This window comes from Stenotrophomonas indicatrix, assembly GCF_002750975.1.
Classification (GTDB): Bacteria; Pseudomonadota; Gammaproteobacteria; order Xanthomonadales; family Xanthomonadaceae; genus Stenotrophomonas; species Stenotrophomonas indicatrix.
Genome location: NZ_PEJS01000001.1, coordinates 3,739,249 through 3,760,167, shown reverse-complemented (window position 1 = coordinate 3,760,167; position 20,919 = coordinate 3,739,249). Strand labels below are relative to the sequence as shown.

At 66.4% G+C, this 20,919-nt stretch carries 18 protein-coding genes; 14 read left to right on the top strand and 4 right to left on the bottom strand.

Annotated features, from left to right (window positions below; all coding sequences use genetic code 11):
- Positions 1–27: 27 nt before the first annotated feature.
- The 9 genes from CR918_RS17330 to CR918_RS17290 all read left to right on the top strand — a co-directional run bounded on the left by CR918_RS17330 (position 28) and on the right by CR918_RS17290 (position 9,035).
- Entirely contained in the window at positions 28–1,347 is a 1,320-nt protein-coding gene (locus CR918_RS17330; RefSeq protein ID WP_025874644.1) for a M20 family metallopeptidase, read from the top strand.
- A 583-nt stretch (positions 1,348–1,930) separates the two neighbouring features.
- Positions 1,931–2,749, top strand: coding sequence for an NADPH-dependent 7-cyano-7-deazaguanine reductase QueF (gene queF / locus CR918_RS17325; RefSeq protein WP_099843920.1), 819 nt, complete (start codon positions 1,931–1,933; stop codon positions 2,747–2,749).
- Positions 2,750–2,954: 205 nt separating this feature from the next.
- Positions 2,955–3,248, top strand: a complete 294-nt coding sequence (locus tag CR918_RS17320) for a LysM peptidoglycan-binding domain-containing protein (protein WP_025878595.1) — start codon at positions 2,955–2,957, stop codon at positions 3,246–3,248.
- A 47-nt stretch (positions 3,249–3,295) separates the two neighbouring features.
- Positions 3,296–3,799, top strand: a complete 504-nt coding sequence (locus tag CR918_RS17315; RefSeq protein WP_025878596.1) for a hypothetical protein — start codon at positions 3,296–3,298, stop codon at positions 3,797–3,799.
- Between the two features lie 371 nt (positions 3,800–4,170).
- A complete protein-coding gene (locus CR918_RS17310; RefSeq protein ID WP_099843918.1) occupies positions 4,171–6,393 on the top strand; it encodes an NADP-dependent isocitrate dehydrogenase in 2,223 nt (740 codons plus the stop codon).
- Positions 6,394–6,725: 332 nt separating this feature from the next.
- On the top strand, positions 6,726–7,673 hold the full coding sequence (locus CR918_RS17305) for a hypothetical protein (RefSeq protein ID WP_099843916.1): 948 nt from the start codon (positions 6,726–6,728) through the stop codon (positions 7,671–7,673).
- Complete coding sequence (locus tag CR918_RS17300; protein ID WP_025878599.1) at positions 7,666–8,214, top strand: GTP-binding protein; 549 nt, start codon at positions 7,666–7,668, stop codon at positions 8,212–8,214. Before CR918_RS17305 ends, CR918_RS17300 begins: the two co-directional genes overlap by 8 nt.
- On the top strand, positions 8,207–8,623 hold the full coding sequence (locus CR918_RS17295; RefSeq protein WP_032976421.1) for a roadblock/LC7 domain-containing protein: 417 nt from the start codon (positions 8,207–8,209) through the stop codon (positions 8,621–8,623). Before CR918_RS17300 ends, CR918_RS17295 begins: the two co-directional genes overlap by 8 nt.
- A gap of 52 nt (positions 8,624–8,675) precedes the next feature.
- A complete protein-coding gene (locus tag CR918_RS17290) occupies positions 8,676–9,035 on the top strand; it encodes a hypothetical protein (protein WP_025878601.1) in 360 nt (119 codons plus the stop codon).
- A gap of 63 nt (positions 9,036–9,098) precedes the next feature.
- Here the strand turns inward: CR918_RS17290 and CR918_RS17285 are convergent, their stop codons facing one another.
- Positions 9,099–9,845 (bottom strand): KilA-N domain-containing protein, encoded by a 747-nt coding sequence (locus tag CR918_RS17285; RefSeq protein ID WP_025878602.1) that lies wholly within the window; start codon positions 9,843–9,845, stop codon positions 9,099–9,101.
- 177 nt (positions 9,846–10,022) lie between these two features.
- Between CR918_RS17285 and aceK the strand changes: the two genes are divergently transcribed.
- From aceK to CR918_RS17270, 3 genes are all read left to right on the top strand, one after another.
- Complete coding sequence (aceK, locus tag CR918_RS17280) at positions 10,023–11,753, top strand: bifunctional isocitrate dehydrogenase kinase/phosphatase (RefSeq protein ID WP_099843915.1); 1,731 nt, start codon at positions 10,023–10,025, stop codon at positions 11,751–11,753.
- 62 nt (positions 11,754–11,815) lie between these two features.
- Positions 11,816–12,709 carry an energy transducer TonB gene (locus CR918_RS17275; protein ID WP_099843913.1) on the top strand — a complete coding sequence of 298 codons (894 nt, stop codon included), beginning with the start codon at positions 11,816–11,818 and terminating at the stop codon, positions 12,707–12,709.
- Between the two features lie 82 nt (positions 12,710–12,791).
- Entirely contained in the window at positions 12,792–13,667 is an 876-nt protein-coding gene (locus CR918_RS17270; protein ID WP_312308373.1) for an energy transducer TonB, read from the top strand.
- A gap of 58 nt (positions 13,668–13,725) precedes the next feature.
- Here the strand turns inward: CR918_RS17270 and CR918_RS17265 are convergent, their stop codons facing one another.
- The 3 genes from CR918_RS17265 to trxA all read right to left on the bottom strand — a co-directional run bounded on the left by CR918_RS17265 (position 13,726) and on the right by trxA (position 17,863).
- Positions 13,726–15,300, bottom strand: a complete 1,575-nt coding sequence (locus CR918_RS17265) for a sensor domain-containing diguanylate cyclase (RefSeq protein ID WP_099843909.1) — start codon at positions 15,298–15,300, stop codon at positions 13,726–13,728.
- A gap of 223 nt (positions 15,301–15,523) precedes the next feature.
- Positions 15,524–17,305 (bottom strand): transcription termination factor Rho, encoded by a 1,782-nt coding sequence (rho, locus tag CR918_RS17260; RefSeq protein WP_099843907.1) that lies wholly within the window; start codon positions 17,303–17,305, stop codon positions 15,524–15,526.
- Positions 17,306–17,533: 228 nt separating this feature from the next.
- Entirely contained in the window at positions 17,534–17,863 is a 330-nt protein-coding gene (gene trxA, locus CR918_RS17255; protein ID WP_025878607.1) for a thioredoxin, read from the bottom strand.
- Positions 17,864–18,375: 512 nt separating this feature from the next.
- Here trxA and rhlB point away from each other — a divergent pair.
- Positions 18,376–20,106, top strand: coding sequence for an ATP-dependent RNA helicase RhlB (gene rhlB, locus CR918_RS17250; RefSeq protein ID WP_025878608.1), 1,731 nt, complete (start codon positions 18,376–18,378; stop codon positions 20,104–20,106).
- Between the two features lie 126 nt (positions 20,107–20,232).
- Complete coding sequence (gene ftsE, locus CR918_RS17245; protein ID WP_025878609.1) at positions 20,233–20,919, top strand: cell division ATP-binding protein FtsE; 687 nt, start codon at positions 20,233–20,235, stop codon at positions 20,917–20,919.

Here is a 20,919-nt window from a genome sequence, read left to right as displayed (position 1 = left end):
GTGCAGACCCCTTCCGTGGAGATCGAGATGCGCCGTTCGTTGCTGCTGTCCGCCCTGCTGCTGGCCCTGCCGGCCCTTGCCCACGCCGAGGACGCGCAGCGCCCGGAAGTGACCGCTGCCGCACAGCGCCTGCAGGCCAAGGTGGTGGAATGGCGGCGCGATTTCCATCAGCACCCGGAACTGTCCAATCGCGAGGAACGCACCTCCGCCGAGGTCGCCAAGCGCCTGCGCGCGATGGGCCTGAAGCCGAAGACCGGCATTGCCCACCACGGCGTGGTGGCGATCATCGAAGGCGGCAAGCCGGGCCCGAAGATCGCCCTGCGCGCGGACATGGACGCACTGCCGGTGACCGAGCAGACCGGCCTGCCGTTCGCTTCCAAGGCCACCGCGCAGTACCGCGGGCAGACCGTAGGCGTGATGCATGCCTGTGGCCATGACGCGCACACTGCCACCCTGCTGGGCGTGGCCGAAGCGCTGGTGGCGATGAAGAAGGACCTGCCGGGCCAGGTGATGCTGATCTTCCAGCCGTCCGAAGAAGGTGCGCCGCCGCCGGAAGAGGGCGGTGCGGCGCTGATGCTGAAGGAAGGCCTGTTTGCCGACTTCAAGCCCGAGGCGGTGTTCGGCCTGCATGTGTTCTCCAGCGTGCAGGCAGGGCAGATCGCGGTGCGCGGTGGCCCGCTGATGGCCGCGTCCGATCGTTTCGGCATCAAGGTGATCGGCCGCCAGACCCATGGCTCGGCACCGTGGAACGGCGTGGATCCGATCGTGGCCACTGCTGATCTGATCGGCACCGCACAGACCATCGTCAGCCGCCGCGCCAACCTGTCCAAGCAGCCGGCGGTGCTGACCTTCGGCGCGATCAACGGCGGCATCCGCTACAACATCATTCCCGATGAAGTGGAGATGGTCGGCACCATCCGCACCTTCGACGAAGGCATGCGCCAGCAGATCTTCGCCGACCTGCGCAACGTGGCCGATCACACCGCTGCCGCGCATGGGGCCAAGGCGGTGACCGACATCTACGAATCGGAAGGCAACCCGGCCACGGTGAACGACCCGGCGCTGACCGCGAAGATGCTGCCGAGCCTGCAGGCGGTGGTGGGCAAGGACAACGTGTACGAGCCGCCGCTGCAGATGGGCGCGGAGGATTTCTCGCTGTACGCCAAGGAAGTGCCGGGCATGTTCTTCTTCGTCGGTTCCACCAGCGTGGGCATCGACCCGGCGACGGCGCCGGCCAACCATTCGCCGAAGTTCCTGCTGGATGAGAAGGCGCTGGATGTCGGATTCCGTGCGCTGCTGCAGGTGAGCCTGGATTACCTGCATGGTGCGGGCACCCCGGCGGGTTGAGGGTTTCCGGCAGGGCTGCGCCCTGCACCCGCCGAAGCGGTAGTGCCGGCCGCTGGCCGGCAACCTCAACAGCAACAGCAACAGCAACAGCAGAAGCGGGCTATCCGTGGGATGGCGGGGTGGGTCCGGTTGCGGGGGACGCCGTAAACCCGTCCATGGGGGCTTGGCCGCGGCATCCATGCCGCGGACACCCCCGCAACCGGACCCACCCCGCCTTCGACAGCTTCCCGCAGCTGTCGGAACGACATCCTGCTTTGGTAGGTGTCGACCTTGGTCGACACGGCGGACATCATGAACGTCTGAAGCATCGGTTTTTGATTTTGATTTTTCTGATCTTTCCCGTGGTGGATCGGCGGCAGAAATGTGTCTGGGGGCCGGGCGGGGGGGGGTGGCGGGGTATCCGCGCCATGGATGGCGCGGCTAAGCCTCCAAGGACGGATTCACGGCGTCCCCGCCAGCCCCACCCGCCCGGCCCGCACCCGGGAGTTGGGGCTTCCCGCGACCAACCAACCCCACCACGGAGGGGCTCCGCCGTTGGCCGCCCCGGCCGAAGGCCCGCTCTGCGCGCGATACAATAAGCACCATGAACACCCCACAGGATTCCAGCCTCGGTCGCGAGGTCAGTTACCCGTCGCAGTACGATCCCGGCCTGCTGTTTCCCATCCCGCGCGTCGGCGCCCGTGCCGAGATCGGTCTGGACGAGGCCGCGCTGCCCTTCGTCGGCCATGACCGCTGGCACGCCTTCGAGCTGAGCTGGCTTGACCCGCGTGGCAAACCGCAGGTCGCCGTCGCCACCGTGCAGGTGCCGTGCACGTCGCCGCGGTTGATCGAATCGAAGTCGTTCAAGCTGTACCTGAACTCCCTCAACAGCACCTGCATCGACAGTGCCGAAGCCCTGCGCGAGCGCCTCGTCGCCGACCTGTCGGCCTGCGCCGGCGCCCCGGTCCAGGTCACGTTCGGCCTGCCGGCGTTGCGCGAATCACCGCTGGGCGAGTCGATCGACGGCCTTGAGGTGGACATCGACTGCTATGGCCCGCCACAGGCGGACTACCTGTCGGCCAACGCCGATGCGCTGGTGGAGGAGACCCTGGTCTCGGCCCTGCTGAAGTCCAACTGCCCGGTCACCGGGCAGCCGGACTGGGCCACTGTCAGCCTGCGCTACTGCGGCCCGCAGATCGATCGTGCCGGCCTGCTGCGCTACCTGGTCAGCTACCGCGAGCACGCGGAGTTCCATGAGCAGTGCGTCGAGCGCATCTTCAGTGAAGTGTCCGCGCGCTGCCGGCCGCAGTGGCTGGAAGTCGAAGCCCGCTATACCCGTCGCGGTGGCCTGGACATCAACCCGTGGCGCGCCAGCCCTGGCATTGCCGCCCCGGCCGCGACCTACCGCGAACTGCGGCAGTAACCGCCGCAGGCGGTTACAGGTAGCGCCGGGCCATGCCCGGCGAGCGCAGCGGCCCCATACGGAGCCGCCCGGCATGGCCCGGCAAACCGGTTGGGCCCCGATTGTTCAGCCGCCCCGGGGGGCGGCTTCACATCGGCACCATCCCCATTTAACAACCTCTATGACACCGTGCCAGCCATGTAGTCATACAGACGGGAGTGTGTGGATGAGTACCGAGAAGAAAGCCGATTTCTCCGGCGTCAGTGGCAGCGTCGACAGTACCGCCCAGCAGGTCCCCAAGGCGGACTTTTCCGGCGTCAGTGCTTCGGTGGACAGTACCGCCGAGGTGGTCAGCGGTGGCACCTACACCGTGCAGAAGGGTGATTCGCTGTCGAAGATCGCCAAGCAGCACCTGGGCGATGCCAACGCCTGGAAGAAGATCTTCGAAGCCAACCGCGATGTGCTCGACGACCCGGACAAGATCTTCCCGGGCCAGACCCTGAAACTGCCGCCGAAGTAATACCGGCGATCCAATCGCCGTCCGAACAATCCTTGGAGGAATCCCGAATGATCAAGACGACCCCGCTTCAGAATGCCCTGCTGGCCGCGCTGCTGGGCAGCGTCGCCCTGGTGGGCTGCAAGAAGAAGGAAGAAACCGCAGACAACAACGCGGCTCCGGCGGCAACCACGCCGGCCGAGGCGCCCGCGCCGATGACCGGCGCACCGCCGCCGATGGCTGCATCGGCCGTAGCGGTATCGGCGGTCACTGTCGGCAAGACCGCCGCAGCTGACAAGTCGGTCACCACGGCCGCCCTGTTCGCGCCGAAGGACGATGTCATCGTCTCGGTGAAGACCGATGGCGCGGCCAACAATGTCACCGTCGGCGCCAAGCTGACCTTCCAGGATGGCCAGGTGGCCGGTGAGCAGAACGCAACCCTGAACACCAGCGGTGCAGAGACCACCAACATCACCTTCAAGAATGCCAATGGCTGGCCGGCCGGCAAGTACCGCGCCGAAGTCATGGTTGATGGTAAGGCGGCCGGAACGCCGCAGGAGTTCGAGGTCAAGTAAGTCCCGCCGACTCTCTCCCGGTTGGACTCACGATGGACGCAGCCGCGAGGCTGCGTCCTTTTTTGTTGGCGGTTTTGCGGGAACGCCTCATCCACGCATGGCGTGGATCTACAGGTGCAGACACCTGGCCGATCCTCGCGCGGCGATGTTTCCGCAGACCCACGCCATGCGTGGATGGATCACAGCGTTGCCGGCGTGCAGTACCGCCGCGTATGGCACGGCTTTGCCCCGCGCGGCTGAAAACGCGACAATGCAGGGGTTTCCCCGGCGCGCGCCCACCCTGACGGCGGCGGGGAAAGTGACACGGTTGCACGTGGCCCGGCGCTGGCGCCGGCCTTCCCCTGAGCACTGCTACAGAGTCCAAGTCCCCCATGTCCAAGATCCTCTACACGCTGACCGACGAAGCACCGTTCCTGGCCACCCAGTCGCTGCTGCCGATCGTCGACGCCTATACCTCCACCGCGGGCATCGCAGTGGAAACCCGTGACATCTCGTTGTCCGGCCGCATCCTGTCGCTGTTCCCGGAACTGCTGAGCGATGCGCAGAAGGTCAACGATGACCTGGCCGAGCTGGGCCAGCTGGCGACCACCCCCGACGCCAACATCATCAAGCTGCCGAACATCTCCGCCTCGGTGCCGCAGCTGAAGGCCGCCATCAAGGAACTGCAGGACCAGGGCTATCCGCTGCCGGATTACCCGGAAACCCCGGCCGACGACCAGCAGCGCGACTACAAGGCGCGCTACGACAAGGTCAAGGGCAGCGCAGTCAATCCGGTGCTGCGCGAAGGCAATTCCGACCGGCGCGCGCCGCTGTCGGTGAAGAACTACGCCCGCAAGCACCCGCACCGCATGGGCGCCTGGGCGTCCGATTCGAAGTCGCACGTTGCGCACATGGACGCGGGTGATTTCTACGGCAGCGAGAAGTCGGCCACCCTGGCCAACGCCGGCGCGCTGAAGATCACCCTGCACGGCAAGGACGGTAGCACCGTCGTGCTGAAGGAAAAGACCGCGGTCAAGGCCGGTGAGATCGTCGACGCGGCAGTGATGAGCCGCAAGGCGCTGGCCGCCTTCATCGATGCGCAGATCGAAGACGCCAAGTCGCAGGGCGTGCTGTTCTCGCTGCACCTGAAGGCGACCATGATGAAGGTCTCCGACCCGATCATGTTCGGCGTGGTCGTCAACGAGTTCTACAAGGACGTGCTCGCCAAGCACGCCGACACGCTCAAGCAGGCCGGTTTCGATGCCAACAACGGCATCGGTGATCTGGTCGCGCGCCTGCCGTCGCTGCCCGAAGCCACCCGTGCCGCCATCGAAGCCGACCTGCAGGCCGAGTACGCGCAGCGTCCGGGCCTGGCCATGGTCAACTCGGACAAGGGCATCACCAACCTGCACGTGCCGAGCGACGTGATCGTCGACGCCTCGATGCCGGCGATGATCCGCGACTCCGGCAAGATGTGGAATGCCGAAGGCAAGCTGCAGGACACCAAAGCGGTCATTCCGGACCGCTGCTATGCCGGCGTGTACCAGGCTGTCATCGACGACTGCCGCAGCAACGGTGCCTTCAACCCGGCAACCATGGGCTCGGTGCCCAACGTCGGCCTGATGGCGCAGAAGGCTGAAGAGTACGGCTCGCACGACAAGACCTTCCAGATCGCTGCCGACGGCGTGGTCAAGGTCACCGACGAGGCCGGCAACGTGGTGTTCGAACACGCCGTGGAAGCCGGTGACATCTGGCGCATGTGCCAGACCAAGGACGCGCCGATCCAGGACTGGGTCAAGCTGGCCGTCGAACGCGCGCGCCTGAGCAGCACCCCGGCCGTGTTCTGGCTGGACGCCGCCCGCGCCCACGACGCGCAGGTCATCGCCAAGGTCGAGACGTACCTGAAGGACCACGACACCACCGGCCTGGATATCCGCATCCTGCCGCCGGTGGAAGCGACCACCTTCTCGCTGGCCCGCATCCGCAAGGGCGAGGACACCATTTCGGTGACCGGCAACGTGCTGCGCGATTACCTCACCGATCTGTTCCCGATCATGGAGCTGGGCACCAGCGCCAAGATGCTGTCGATCGTGCCGCTGATGGCCGGTGGCGGCCTGTTCGAGACCGGTGCTGGCGGTTCGGCACCGAAGCACGTGCAGCAGTTCGTCGAAGAGGACTACCTGCGCTGGGATTCGCTGGGTGAGTTCCTGGCCCTGGCCGCGTCGCTGGAGCATCTGGGCAACCGCTACGACAACGCTGCCGCCCGCGTGCTGGCCAAGGCACTGGACGAGGCCAACGGCCAGTTCCTGGACAACGACAAGTCGCCTTCGCGCAAGCTCGGTGGCATCGACAACCGTGGCAGCCACTTCTACATCGCCCTGTACTGGGCGCAGGCCCTGGCAGCGCAGAACGAAGATGCCGCACTGCAGGCACGCTTTGCTCCGCTGGCCAAGGCGCTGGCCGACAACGAGCAGAAGATCGTTGACGAGCTGATCGCGGTGCAGGGCAAGGCCGTGGACATCGGCGGCTACTACCGTTCGGATGTGGCCAAGGCCGCTGCCGCGATGCGTCCGAGCGCGACCTTCAATGCCGCGCTGGAGCAGCTGCGCGGCTGATTCATCGCCGCCCGGTTGAGACCTGGAAAGAAACCCGCGCTCCGGCGCGGGTTTCTTTTTTGCGGGCCTGGGGTCAGATCCCTCTGTACCGCAGAGGGATCTGACCCCACCCATGGCGTGGATGTACTCGGGCCCGGAACCGTGAAATCCGTCATCTGTCGGAACGCCGTCAACACGGCATGAAACTTGCCCGCGATGGCCGTCGCAGAACGGACGCATGCATGTTCACCACTGCCACCAATATGAGCAGTCGATCACGACGATGGCGGCAAGCCATGGCCTAGCCTTGGCGATGCGAGACCGCCGGGGAGGTGGTCGCACGGGGAACACGGATGGCACGCGTGCTCGTAGTGGGAACCGACATCCAGGGCGAACAGGCCCTGCTGCAGAGGCTGCGGCTGGCCTCGGCGCTGCCGGACGGGCAGATCCGCCGCAGCCAGGACCTGGACGACTGCGATCTGCTGGTGATCCGCGATACGCCAGCGCTGCGCAACGCGGCACTGCGCATGCGCCAGCAGCGCCCGCGGCTGCACTGCTGGATCGAGGACCTCGGCGGCCAGTTGCGCGAGGGCGATGGCGGCCAGGACGTACTGGATGATGGCGCGATAGGACGGGCGCTGCGCGGCATGCAGACCGGCACCGACGCGACACCGATCCGCTTGGCTGACGGCGCGCATGCGATCACCCGCCTGCTGCGCGAGCGGCTGCCATCGCGGCAGGGCCAGGCGCTGCTGGGCGAGGGCGCAGAGCCGCTGCTGCTGCTGGATCTGGAGCAGGACCAGGCGGTGCTGCTGCACGAGCCGGCTACGGTGCTGGTGGAGCGGCTGGCACACGGCTTCGAGCATCTTTATCTGGATGCGCTGCTGCCAGCGCAGCTGCAGGCACTGGCGGGTGACCGCACGCGACTGCCGTTGCGTCCGTTGCTGTGGCAATGGGCGCAGCGCAGCCGTCACTGGCAGGCGTTGGATGAGCGCCTGCGCGGGGCGTCGGTGAAGCTGCTGCGCTGGCCGGACTTCCGCGTGCTCGGCCACGATCACGATGGCTTCCGTCTATGTTCGCTGCTGCTCAAGCGTGCCTGCACGGTGGACGAATGCGCGATGCTGCTGGATCTTCCCGCCGCCGCCGTGCGCGATTTCATCCACGCCGCCTACCTGTGCGGTTATGCGCAGCTGCAGGTCGCACCTGCAGTACCGCCGGCGGGTGCGCGTGCCAGCAATGCCGACAACGGCCTGCTCGCACGCCTGTGGCGCACGCTGCGCGGGAGTGACCGCGATGCGTGAGCACAAGGTGGTGGTGCTCGGTGGCATGGGCAGTGGCAAGTCGACATTGGTACGCAGCATCGCCGCCGGTGCGGTGGTCGACACCGACGTAGCCAACAGCGACCGCGCGGGTGCCGACAAGGCTTCGACCACGGTGGCGCTGGACTACGCCGATATCGACCTGCCCAACGGCGAGAGGCTGCGCCTGTATGGCACGCCTGGCCAGCAGCGCTTTGATTTCCTGTGGCCGATCCTGCTGCAGGGTGCGCGCGGTGCGGTGTTGCTGCTGGACGCGCGCCGTGCCGGGGTGGCCGCCGAGCTGGACGCCTACCTGCAAGTGCTGCGCCCGTTCGGTCCGGCATTGGCCCTGGTGGTGGCGGTGACCCATCTTGACCAGGTGCCGGCAGCGGCACTGGATGACTGGGCCGAGCGCGCCCGGCTCGATGGCCAGCCGCTGCCGTTGCTGGCGGTGGATGCCCGTGATCGTGAACAAGGACTGCTGCTGATGGACGTACTGATGAGCGAAATGGAAGCGCATGCACTGGTGGCCGCACATGGCTGATGGACAAGGCGCGCCGTTGCCGGACGCGCAGCAGCGCGAGCGCCTGCAGCCGTTGCTGCAGGACCTGCAGCAGCGGGTGGAAGGGGTGCGGACCGTGGTGCTGGCCAGCGTCGATGGCTTTGCCCTGGTCAGTGCTGGTGCGGAGGGGCGTGGCGAACGCCTGGCGGCGATGACCAGCGCGATGCTGGCCCTGGCTGCAGCAGTGGGGCGCGAACTGGCACTGGGCGATCTGCAGACGCTGATGCTGGAGGCCGCCGGCGGCAAGGTACTGATGCTGGCCATCCAGGCCGAGGGGCGAGCGCCGCTGCTGCTGATGGCGGCCTGCGACCAGCGCAGCGTGATCGGCCAGGTGCTGTGGCAGAGCAGGGAATGTGGCCAGGCGATCCTGGCCGAACTCAGCGGATCGTGAGCCCGGCCGCAGGGGAACGAGGGGCTCGAACCAACATTGAGAGGGGTGCAACGTGGCTGGATTGAATGATTCGTTGACTGCACTGATGGGTATCGATGGCGCGCAGGCCGTGGCGCTGGTCGACTACGAAAGCGGCATGCTGCTGGGCGAGGCCGGTTCGGGCATGGACATGGAAGTGGCGGCGGCCGGCAACACCGAAGTGATCCGCGCGAAGATGAAAACCGCCGCCTCGCTCAACCTCAACGATGGCATCGAGGACATCCTGATCTCGCTCGGCAAGGCGTATCACATCATGCGCCCGGTGGCGAAGAAGAAGGGCCTGTTCTTCTACATCGTGCTGGACCGGACCAAGTCCAACCTCGCCCTGGCGCGGCGCAAGGTGCAGGACGTGGAGGCCGAACTGGCGATCTGAGCCGGCTCGGTGGGACCGATCCCTGGTGCTGCACGGCAGCCCAGGGATCGGTCCGCTGTGATGTCATGTCGAAGGCAGCAGAAGCGTGCGTACGAACGTCAGCGCCTGCCTGTCGCGCGCAGCAAAGTATCTGGGCGCATGCAGTGGGAGCCAGGTTTCGTTGAAGTGCCGGCGAAAGTCTTCGTAGAGCTCGTTCGGATAGAGCTTTGCCTGCACGTTGCGGCCGTCTGGATAGCTGTGCTCATAGGTGTCGAAGGTGTTGGGATCGATGCCCTTGTGATCGCGCAGCCACTTGCAGAACAGCCGGCCCTCGGAGATGTCCGGCACCAGCTCCTGCGGCAGCGTATAGCCCGCCTGCTCCAGTGGCGCGATCAGGTTCAGGGTCAGCTCGTTCAACATCGAGAAATGCGTGTAGGGCACTTTCGATCGGTTCTGCATGTAGCGTTCGATGTGGGCGGGCATGACGGCGTTCGCCCGGCCCTGCTGCCATTCCACCACCCATTGCGACACCTTCACCGCGAATTTTCGCGACAACCATTGGCCGAGATTGATGGCCAGGTAAGGGTGGATCCAGGTGCCCTGCATCGCCGCATTGCCCCCGGACACCACATGGATGAGCTGGTCCTCCGGGAGGCCGGTCTGCAGGGTCAGCTCCTCGATGAACTCACCGGTGGATTTCAGCGACCGATAGTCCGACCAGCGCTTGCCCACTGACTGGCAGAGCGCCGTCGCGCTGATGTAGCCGTCGCGTACCCGTTGCGGGATTACGTTGCCTTCCTCCATGCGTGGGATCAGGGTCATTTGCTGCATGCGTCACCTCATGCCGTTATGGGCCTGAAAGAGTAGGCAATGCAGTCGCCCGGGGTCTGTAGGAATGGTTGCGTTTGTCTGGTTCTCTGAGGCAGCAGCAGCCGAGCGTGGCTCGGCGCTACACAAGCTACCCCACGCCAGCGTATGGTGAGATCGGTTTCCCCGGATACGTCGTGCATGTCCGATCCTGTCACTGCAACCGAACTGGCACCGCGCATCGCCGAGGCCATCCGCGATGGTTTCGAGCAGTATCACGCCCGCTTTGCCGCGATCACGGCGCGTGCCCGGCTGCGTTTCCAGCAGCGCGACTGGGCGGCGGCGCGCCACGATGCGGTGGAGCGCATCGCCCTGTACGACCAGTGCATCGCCGAGCAGATGGATGCGCTGCGGCGGCTGGCCGGTCACGCCATCAGCGAACGCGCGCTGTGGCTGCAGGTGCACGCGCACTTCAGTGCCCTGCTGCAGGGCCTGATCGACGCCGAGCTCTACAAGACCTTCTACAACACGCTGTCGCGGCGGCTGTTCGCCATCCGCGGTGTGGATCCGGAAGTGGAGTTCATCGCCTTCGATGTCGAGCCCTCCGATGCGATCACCCATCCGGTGGCGCGCCACACCTACGCGGTCTCGCCGACGCGGCCGGTAGAGGCACTGCAACGGGTGCTGGCCGACTACCGCTTCGATGTTCCGTATGCGCACCAGTTGCGCTGTGCCGCCGCCATCGCCGTGCGCCTGCAGGACGATCTGGCGCACTGGGGCGACACGCCGGTACGCAGCATCGAGCTGCTAGATACCGTGTTCTACCGCGAGCGCCGCGCCTATCTGGTCGGGCGCGTGTTCGGTGAACACCGTTTCTCGCCGTGCGTGATCGCGCTGGTCAATGACGACCAGGGCCTGCGCGCCGATGCCGTGCTGACCCGGCGTCGCGATGTTGCCCATCTGTTCGGCGTGTCGCGCAGCTACTTCCAGGCTGACCTGGGTACGGTTGGCGATGCGGTGGTGTTTCTGCGCAGCCTGCTGCCGGGCAAGCCGATCGACGAGATCTATACCGTGCTCGGACGCGCCAAACAGGGCAAGACCGAGCGCTACCGGACGTTCTTCCGCCACTTCAATGAACACCCGAACGAGCGTCTGGCGCATGCCGAAGGCACGCCGGGCATGGTCATGGCGGTGTTCACCCTGCCCAGCTACCCGCTGGTGTTCAAGCTGATCCGTGATCGTTTCGCTTGGCCCAAGACGATGTCGCGTCAGCAGGTGGAGGAAAAGTACGCCCTGGTGTTCAACCTCGACCGTGTCGGTCGCCTGCTTGACGCACAGCCCTACCGGCATCTGCGTTTCCCGCGCGAACGCTTCGCCCCGGTGCTGCTGGACGAGCTGCTGCAGCAGTGCGCGCAGAGCGTGCGCGTGGATGGCGACGAGGTGGAGATCGCGTTGTGCTACGTGCAGCGTCGCTTCCGGCCATTGAATCTCTATCTGCGCGAACAGGCTGGCGAGGCCGTGCGCGCAGCGGTACTCGACTACGCGCAGGCGATCACCGACATGGCGCGCAACAACATCTTCCCCGGTGACATGCTGCCGAAGAACTTCGGCGTGTCGCGCCACGGCCGTGCCGTGTTCTACGACTACGACGAGTTGTGCCTGGTCAGCGACTGCGTATTCCGGGCCTGGCCCAAGCCAAGCTCTCCGGAAGAAGCGATGGCCGATGAGCCCTGGTTCCATGTCGGTCCGCGCGATGTTTTCCCCGAGCGGTTCGGGCCGTTCATGGGCTTGCCGGCGCAGGAACTGGCAGCGGTGCGCGAGCACTATCGTCATCTGTTCGATCCTGCCTGGTGGCAGGGGCTGCAGGCGCGCTTTGCGGCGGGCGATTATCCGGACACGCCACCGTATTCGGCTGCGCAGCGGTTGGCGTGATTGGCCGCGCCGACGGCGAGGAACTCGGGTAATCTCGGCACTTTCATCACCAAGGATCGGCAATGATGCGTTCTCCCCTGTTTCTCGCCTTCGCGCTTGCGATCGGCTCGGCTGGCGCCCTGCCCAGCACCGATGCGGCAGCGCAGAGCACACGCGCGGTGCGTGCCACCGCCGAAGCCAGCATGGTCTTGACCGGCAACATCGATGTCGCTGCAGATGGCGCGGTCAGTGGCCTTGTGCTGGACCAGCAGGCGTCTATCGCACCGGCCATCGCCGCGTTCGTGGATGGCACGATCCGCAGGTGGCAGTTTGAACCTACCCTGGTGGACGGAAAGCCCGTGGCGAAACATGCACCGTTGCGCGTACGTCTGCTGGGCAGGCCCGGCGCCGATGGCAGCACGGAAGTGCGCATGACCAGCGTGGATTTCAGCGAGTATGACGACAAGGCCACCGACGCAGTGACCGGAAACCAGATGAGGCCTCCGCGCTATCCGGAGGCGGCATTCCGCGCCGGCGCACAGGGCGAGGTGATGCTGCTGGTCAAGGTCGAGCGTGATGGTGCGGTTGCCGACGTCATCGCCGAACAGGTGAACATGGGCGTGGTGGCACCCGAGCACGCGATGCAGAAGATGCGCGACATGCTGGCCAAGGCCAGCATCAGCGAGGCCCGCAAGTGGACGTTCACTCCGCCGACCTCCGGCGGGGACAAAGGCCTGGCGTTCTGGACCGTGCGCGTGCCGGTCACCTTCGCGCTGAGCGACAAGGGCAGCAAGCAACCCCCCACTCCTTACGGCCGCTGGCAGGCCTACATTCCCGGCCCACGCCAGCAGGCCCCGTGGCGCACCACCGACGATGCCGCGCAGGTCGGTACCGACCTGTTGCCGGCCGGTGGCGTCTACATGGTCGATAGCGCTACCCGCGGGCTGCGTCTGTTGACTCCGCTTGCCGAGCAATGATGCCGGTCAACCGCCCCCGCGTTTCATCGGCCCCTGCCCGGGGGGCAGACTTCATCAACTTCATGCACAAGGAGTGGCTGTGATGCGTTCTTCTCTTTTCCTGGCACTGGCCCTTGCGGTGTCGGGCGGTGTCGTCCTGATCGATACCGCCGATGCGCAGACCGCGCGCGAGGTACGCAGGCAGGCCGAGGCCAGCATGACCCTCAGCGGCGTCATCGACATCGGCCGCGAAGGCCAGGTTGAAGGGTTCCAGCTCGATCGTCGCGAGAAGATCGACGTGGGTATTGCCGATTTCGTGGACAAGGCCGTGCAGGGCTGGCGTTTCGACCCGGTGCTGGTCAATGGCGCGCCCGTGCAGGCACGCACTGCGGTGCGCCTGCGGCTGATGGCCGACAATGCTGCCGAGGGCACCATGCGGGTCCGCCTGGTCGATGCCAATTTCAGCAAGGTGGATGGCGAGCGTGAGGTCGGTACCGACAGGGTGACCAGCAATGCACTGCGGGGACCGGATTACCCACCGCAGGCGGTGACCATGCAGGGAGAGGGCACGGTCATGCTGATGGTCAAGGTCGGCCGCGATGGCAGGGTGGCCGATGTGATCGCCGAGCAGACCAATCTGACCGTGATTGGCACCGCGCGCGCGATGAACCAGCTGCGCGATATCCTGGCCAAGGCCAGCGTCAATAGCGCCAAGCGTTGGACGTTCAACCCGCCCACTACCGGCGAGGACAAGGATCGCGATTTCTGGACCGTGCGCGTGCCGGTGCGCTTCGCCTTCCAGGATTCGCGTGAGCGTTACGGCCGCTGGACCGCGTACATTCCCGGCCCGCGCCAGCAGGCACCGTGGAAGACCGGCGAGGAAACCCTGGTCGCCGGAAGCGATCTGCTGCCCGAAGGCGGTGTGTACATGGTGGGTCGTGCGCAGGAAGGCCCGCGCCTGCTCACCCCGCTGGGCTGATGCGTCATTGCGGGATGCGCCGGGCCTGCCCCGGCGCATCCCGCTTGAATCGATGTGCTCAATCGGCGTGCGGGTACACCACCACCCGGTTGCGGCCCTGTTCCTTGGCCAGGTACAGGGCCTTGTCGGCCAAGCGCAGTGCCTGTTCCGGATCGGTATGGAAGCTGGGGAAGTGGGCCACTCCCAGTGACACGGTGATGGTGCCCACCGGAGCAAACGGTTCGTCGGCGATGGCCTGGCGCAGGCGCTCGCCGGTCTGCCGGGCCGCTTCGATGCCAACGCCCGGCAACAGCACCAGGAACTCCTCGCCACCGGCGCGGCACAGCACGTCGGTCTCGCGCGAATGGCGGCGCATCTGTTCGGCGATATGCACGATGGCCGCATCACCGACGTCGTGACCGTGGCTGTCGTTGATCGACTTGAAGCGGTCGATATCCAGCGTCAGGATCGCAAACGGCAGGCCCTGCGCCTGCAGCGCTTCGAGCGCCTGCTGCAGCCCGCGACGGTTGAGCAGGCCGGTCAGCGGATCGGTACGGCTGGCGCGGTTGAGCGTGCCGATCCGGTCCTGCAGCGCATTGAAGCTGTACAGCACGGCCTGTTTCAGCTGCGCCACTTCGAAGTACCAGGCACGGATGCCATTGACGTGGCTGATCGCATTGCCAGTGTCTTCGCCGTCCTGCACGTTGCGCGCCAGCTGCCACAGCGGCAGCGAAATGCGGCGGGCGAACCACCAGGTGATCAGCAGCGACAGCACGCCCAGCGGAATGGCATTCCAGATCACCGCCGACATCAGGCGTGACAGCGGCTGCAGCGTCGCCTCGGTCGGGCGCTGCGCGACGATGCCCCAGCCGGTTGCCGGCACGGGCGCGTAACCGGCCAGCATCGCCACCTGGTGGTTGTTGCGCACCTGCTGCGCACCGCGCTGGCCGCGCATCACTTCTTTCACCGCCGGGTTGTTCAACGCGTAGGTGCCCACTTCCTTGGGGTTGTTGTGATAGATCAGGCGGCCATGGCGGTCCACCACGTACAGGTAGGAACCATCGCGGTAGTAGTGCGTACCCAGCAGGGTGTTGAGTGCACTGCGCTGGCGCAGGTACAGGGTGCCGCTCACATAGCCCCGGTACTGGCCGCTGCGGTCGAATACCGGGTGCGAGATCGAGATCAGCAGCTTGCCGGTGGCCGACTGGTAGGGATCGCTGATCATCGGCTGGCGCCGTTCCAACGCTGCCTTGTTGCCAGCGCTGCGCAGGATCTCGCCCTGCAGCTGCAGGCTCTGCGGCGAGGTCGCGATCACCCGCCCGTCGTTGGCCACCACCAGCGAGGAGTTGAAGCTGCTGGACTGCAGCTGCAGGCGACGGGCCTCATCCTGCGCCTGGGCCGGATCCATGTCGCTGTCGCCAAGCCGGGTGGCGGCATAGGCCAGCTGCTGCTGCGCGGCCAGCAGGAAGTTCTGCGTGGTCTCGGCCAGCTTGGTGGCGTACACGCGGTTGGCTTCCAGGGTGTTGCCCACCAGCTGGTCGCGCTGCACGCGATAGCTGGCAAGCAGCGTATTGGCCAGGGCAATGACGGCGCTGAGCAGGGCCAGGGCAAGGATCAGCTTGCCCAGGTTGAGCCGGGGAGACAGTGTGCGCATGCGGTTGAAGGATCGGGCAGGGCTGGACCCGCCGGATCCTCCGGATGGGGCAACAGCGGGAATCGGCGGCCCGGCCAGCACGGCCGGGGCGGAGAGTCAGGCATTTGTCCCGCAGATTATCGCCAAATCACCGGGCCGCGAAGTGAAGCCGTTTGTCCTGCCGCCATCCCAAGAAAAAGCCCCGCACTGCGGGGCCTTTCCGTATTCCATCAATGCCGCGCGATCAGCGCTTCATCGAACCGAAGAACTCGTCGTTGGACTTGGTGTTCTTCATCTTGTCGAGCAGGAATTCCATCGCCGTCATTTCATCCATCGGATGCAGCAGCTTGCGCAGGATCCAGATCTTCTGCAGCAGCTCCGGCTCGATCAGCAGGTCTTCGCGACGGGTGCCCGAACGGTTGATGTCGATGGCCGGGAACACGCGCTTTTCAGCGATGCGACGGCTCAGGTGCACTTCGCTGTTGCCGGTGCCCTTGAACTCTTCGTAGATCACCTCGTCCATCTTCGAGCCGGTATCGACCAGCGCGGTGGCGATGATGGTCAGGCTGCCGCCTTCTTCCACGTTGCGCGCGGCACCGAAGAAGCGCTTGGGGCGATGCAGGGCGTTGGCGTCCACACCACCGGTCAGCACCTTGCCCGAGCTCGGCACGACGTTGTTGTAGGCTCGCGCCAGGCGGGTGATCGAGTCGAGCAGGATCACCACGTCCTTCTTGTGCTCGACCAGGCGCTTGGCACGCTCGATGACCATTTCGGCCACCTGCACGTGGCGCGCGGCCGGTTCGTCGAAGGTCGAGCTGATGACCTCGCCGCGCACGGTGCGCTGCATTTCGGTCACTTCTTCCGGGCGCTCGTCGATCAGCAGCACGATCAGGTGCACGTCCGGATGGTTGGTGGTGATGGCCGTGGCCACCTGCTGCATCATCATCGTCTTGCCGGCCTTCGGCTGGGACACGATGAGCGAGCGCTGGCCCTTGCCCTGCGGTGCCATCAGGTCGAGGATGCGGCCGGTGATGTCTTCCGACGAACCGTTGCCGCGCTCCAGGGTGAAGCGGCGACGCGGGAACAGGGGGGTCAGGTTCTCGAACAGCACCTTGTTCTTCGACGCTTCCAGCGGCTCACCGTTGATGGTGTCCACGATCGACAGCGCGAAGTAGCGCTCGCCGTCCTTCGGGAAGCGGATGCGGCCGGACAGGTGGTCGCCGGTACGCAGGTTGAAGCGGCGGATCTGGCTGGGCGAAATGTAGGTGTCGTCCGGGCCGGCCAGGTAGCTGGCCTCGGCCGCGCGCAGGAAGCCGAAGCCGTCCGGCAGGATTTCCAGCACGCCGTCGGCGGCGACGCCGTCGCCGTGGCGGGTCAGCACCTTCAGCAGCGCGAAGATCACGTCCTGCTTGCGGGCACGGGCCACGCCTTCGGAAATCTGCAGCTGCTCGGCGATCTCCAGCAGCTTCTGGGCCGGCATGCGCTTGAGGTCGCTCAGCGAATAGACCGGGAAGCCTTCGGGGACGTTGGCGTGCGGACGCGGTACGAACGGCTGCTGTTCGCCGTTGTCGTTGGGCATGCCGTCGTCGCGGAAGCGACCGCCGTTGCCACCACCGCCACCACCGCCGCCACCATTGCGATCACGGTCGCGGCGGTTGCGGAAACGGTCACGGCGGTTGCCTTGGCCTTGCTGGCCCTGCTGGCCGCCCTGGTTGTAGGGGTTCTGGTTCTGGCCACCGCCCTGGTTGTTCTGCTGCGACTGCCGCGGCTGGCCGGATTCGCGGCCCTCGCCACCTTCGCCGCCGCCACTGCTGGCAGGGGCCTCGGCGGCGGGTGCGCTCGGCGCGGAAGGCGCTGCGGCCGGTGCCGGCGCATCGGGCGCGGCTGCCAGCGGCAGGGCAGGCTGCGCAGGGGCGGCGCTGGTTTCGGCGGCGGCCGGAGCGGCAGCCTTGGTTACGCGGGCTTTGCGCACGCGCTTTTCGGCGGGCGCATCAGCGCTACCGGTTTCGGGAGTGTTATCGGACAAGAGCGTTATTCCTCGCTTGAAGGTGCGAGCGCCCGGCTGGGGCGGCGAACATTGGGAATGGGTCTGGAAGAAACTGCGTCCAGAAGATGCGGCACGCGAACGCGGCCGGATGTGCCGACACTATCATCGGCCTGCGGCGCCACGCAAGGGTCGCCGGATACGGTATTCAGTCAGGCGCCGGGGCGCCTGCCCGGCAGCCGTCGAAAACGGCTGCCGGAAAGCGCGGGATCAGGCCAGGGCCTTGTCCAGCAGGCCGGCCAGCTGGGCCTTGCCAACGGCACCGATCTGCTCGCCCACCTTCTCGCCGTCCTTGAAGACGACCAGGTAGGGAATCGAACGCACGTGGTACTTGGCGGCCAGGGCGCGGTTGTTGTCCACGTTGACCTTGGCGATCTTGGCGCGGCCCTGGTAGGCATCGGCCAGTTCATCCAGCGCCGGGGCGATCATCTTGCACGGGCCACACCACTCGGCCCAGAAATCGACCAGCACCGGTTCCTTGGAATTCAGTACGGCGCTATCAAAGTCGGCATCGCCGACGTGTACAACCTTGTCGCTCATCTTGGTTTCTCGTCTTGGATTGCACCCGGCCAGGCCGGAGGTGGGTGAACTGGGCCATGCCCGGTGGCGTGACCCTCGTCGTTGCCTCGCGGCGGACTGCCACGGTGCGTTCGGCGGGATGCCTGGACGCTCACGGCCGGCAGTGTACCCCTATCGCAGGGCAGGGACAGATGCTGGCTGGAACCCAGCGTATCGTGATCGGTGCTGAGCCCGGTATGTGTCCGATGTCACTGTCCATGGCTGAAATGGGGGTGCTGGCGCGGTAGGCCATAGGAGCCCGCGCCGCTGTTCAAGCGCGGTACTGCGGGGTGAAGAGGTGCGTCTCCGTGAGTCATGAGACGCCCAATTCCGGTTTGCTGGCCCGAGTGCGGTAAACTGGGGCATTGTGCGGCGCGCGGACCCGAGGGGTCCCGGCCAGCCCGACCCGCCGCAGGGGCCGCAGTTTGCGACGGAGCCCCAGACAGATTTCAGTGCCGCCGCCCGCAGGCGCGTGGCCATACCAAGACGGACACATGAGCGACAAACCGCTGACCGATTTGACTTTTTCCTCCTTTGATCTGCATCCGGCCCTGCAGGCCGGTCTTGAAGGAGCCGGATTCACCCGCTGCACGCCCATCCAGGCGCTGACCCTGCCGGTCGCGCTGCCCGGTGGCGACGTCGCCGGCCAGGCCCAGACCGGCACCGGCAAGACGCTGGCCTTCCTGGTCGCTGTCGTGAACCGCCTGCTGACCCGCCCGGCACTGGCCGATCGCAAGCCGGAAGACCCGCGCGCGCTGATCCTGGCCCCCACCCGCGAACTGGCCATCCAGATCCACAAGGATGCGGTCAAGTTCGGTTCGGATCTGGGTTTGCGTTTCGCGCTGGTCTACGGCGGCGTTGACTACGACAAGCAGCGCGAGATCCTGCAGCAGGGCGTGGACGTGATCATCGCCACCCCCGGCCGCCTGATCGACTACGTCAAGCAGCACAAGGTGGTGTCGCTGCACGCCTGCGAGATCTGCGTGCTGGACGAAGCCGACCGCATGTTCGACCTGGGCTTCATCAAGGACATCCGCTTCCTGCTGCGCCGCATGCCCGAGCGCTCCACCCGGCAGACCCTGCTGTTCAGCGCCACCCTGAGCCACCGCGTGCTCGAGCTGGCCTATGAGCACATGAACGAGCCGCAGAAGCTGGTGGTCGAAGCCGAGACCATCACCGCCGCGCGCGTGCGCCAGCGCATCTACTTCCCGGCCGACGAAGAGAAGATCCCGTTGCTGCTGGGCCTGCTGTCGCGCAGCGAAGGCGCGCGCACCATGGTCTTCGTCAACACCAAGGTGTTCGTCGAGCGCGTGGCCCGTTCGCTGGAGCGTTCCGGCTACCGCGTCGGCGTGCTGTCCGGTGACGTGCCGCAGAAGAAGCGCGAGAGCCTGCTCAACCGCTTCCAGAAGGGCCAGCTGGAAATCCTGGTGGCCACCGATGTGGCCGCCCGCGGCCTGCATATCGACGGCATCAAGTACGTCTACAACTACGACCTGCCGTTCGACGCCGAAGACTACGTGCACCGCATCGGCCGTACCGCCCGCCTGGGCGAGGAAGGCGATGCCATCAGCTTCGCCTGCGAGCGCTATGCGATGGGCCTGCCGGACATCGAGGCCTACATCGAACAGAAGATCCCGGTCGAAGCGGTCACCAGCGAGATCCTGACGTCGCTGCCGCGCCCTGAGCGTGCCGCCCCGGCACCGGGCGAGGAAGGTGACGAGAACGAAAGCGTCGGCCAGATCTTCCGCGAAGCACGCGAAGCGCGCGCCGCCGAGGAAGAGCGTCGTGGCGGCGGCCGTAGTGGCGGTCGTTCCGGCAGTGGTGCTGGCGCTGGGCGTGGTGGCCGCGATGGCGAGCGCAGCGGCGAACGCCGTCCGCGTGGCCCGCGCAAGCCGCGTGTGGAAGGTGAGCAGGTTGCTGCCGCCGCAGTCGAGGGTGCAGTGACCGCTGAAGCTGCCGCCGTGCAGGCCCCGCGTCCGCCGCGCGCTGAAGCTGCGCCGGAAGGTGCGGTGGACGGCGAGCGCAAGCCGCGCAAGCGTCGTCGTCGTCGCCACGGCCGTCCGGTCGAGGGCGCCGAAGGTGTGGCAAGCAACGCCGGCAACGGCGCCAGCCCGGTTACCCCGGTGCAGGTGGTGGCCAAGCCGGTGCGTACCAGCGCCGATGCCGGCGACTCGTTCCTGACCCGTATCGGCCGCAAGATCCGCCGGATGCTGTCCGGCAATTAAGCCGGTAGCGCCGGGCCACGCCCGGCGAGCGCAGCGGCCTCCGTCCGGGGCCGCGATGCCGGAAGGTTTTCGCCGGGCATGGCCCGGCGCTACCGATCTGTCGCGCCGGTCCTGCATAATCGGGGCATGAGTGTCCTGCGCTTCGACAATGTCAGCAAACAGTACGCCGGTGGCCACGAAGCCCTGACCGATGTCAGCTTCGAGGTCGCGCCGGGCGAAATGCTGTTCGTCACCGGTCACTCCGGGGCGGGCAAGAGCACCCTGCTCAAGTTGATCCACCTCGACGAGCGGCCCAGCCGCGGCGCGGTGATGTTCGACGAGCGCAACCTGCTGAAGGTCCGCGGCGGTGATGTGCCGCGGCATCGGCGCGCGGTCGGCGCGGTCTACCAGGACCACCGCCTGCTGATGGACCGCTCCATCGCCGAGAACGTGGCCCTGCCGCTGATCCTGCGCGGAACCCGCCGTGGCGACATCAACAAGCGCGTGCGTTCTGTGCTCGAGCGCATGGGCCTTGGCCACCGCGAGAAGGCGCTGCCCTCGCAGCTGTCGGCCGGTGAGCAGCAGCGCGTCGGCATCGCCCGGGCCATCGTCGGCGAGCCCAAGCTGCTGGTGGCCGACGAGCCGACCGGCAACCTCGATCCCACCCTGGCGGCCGAGATCATGTCCCTGTTCGCCGAGCTGCCTGCGCGCGGCACCAGCGTGCTGGTGGTCAGCCATGACCTGCCGCTGCTGCGCCACATGCGCAAGCGCGTGCTGATCCTCGACCACGGCCGGCTGGTGGACGACATCTCGCCGCAGGATCTGGCGGAGTAA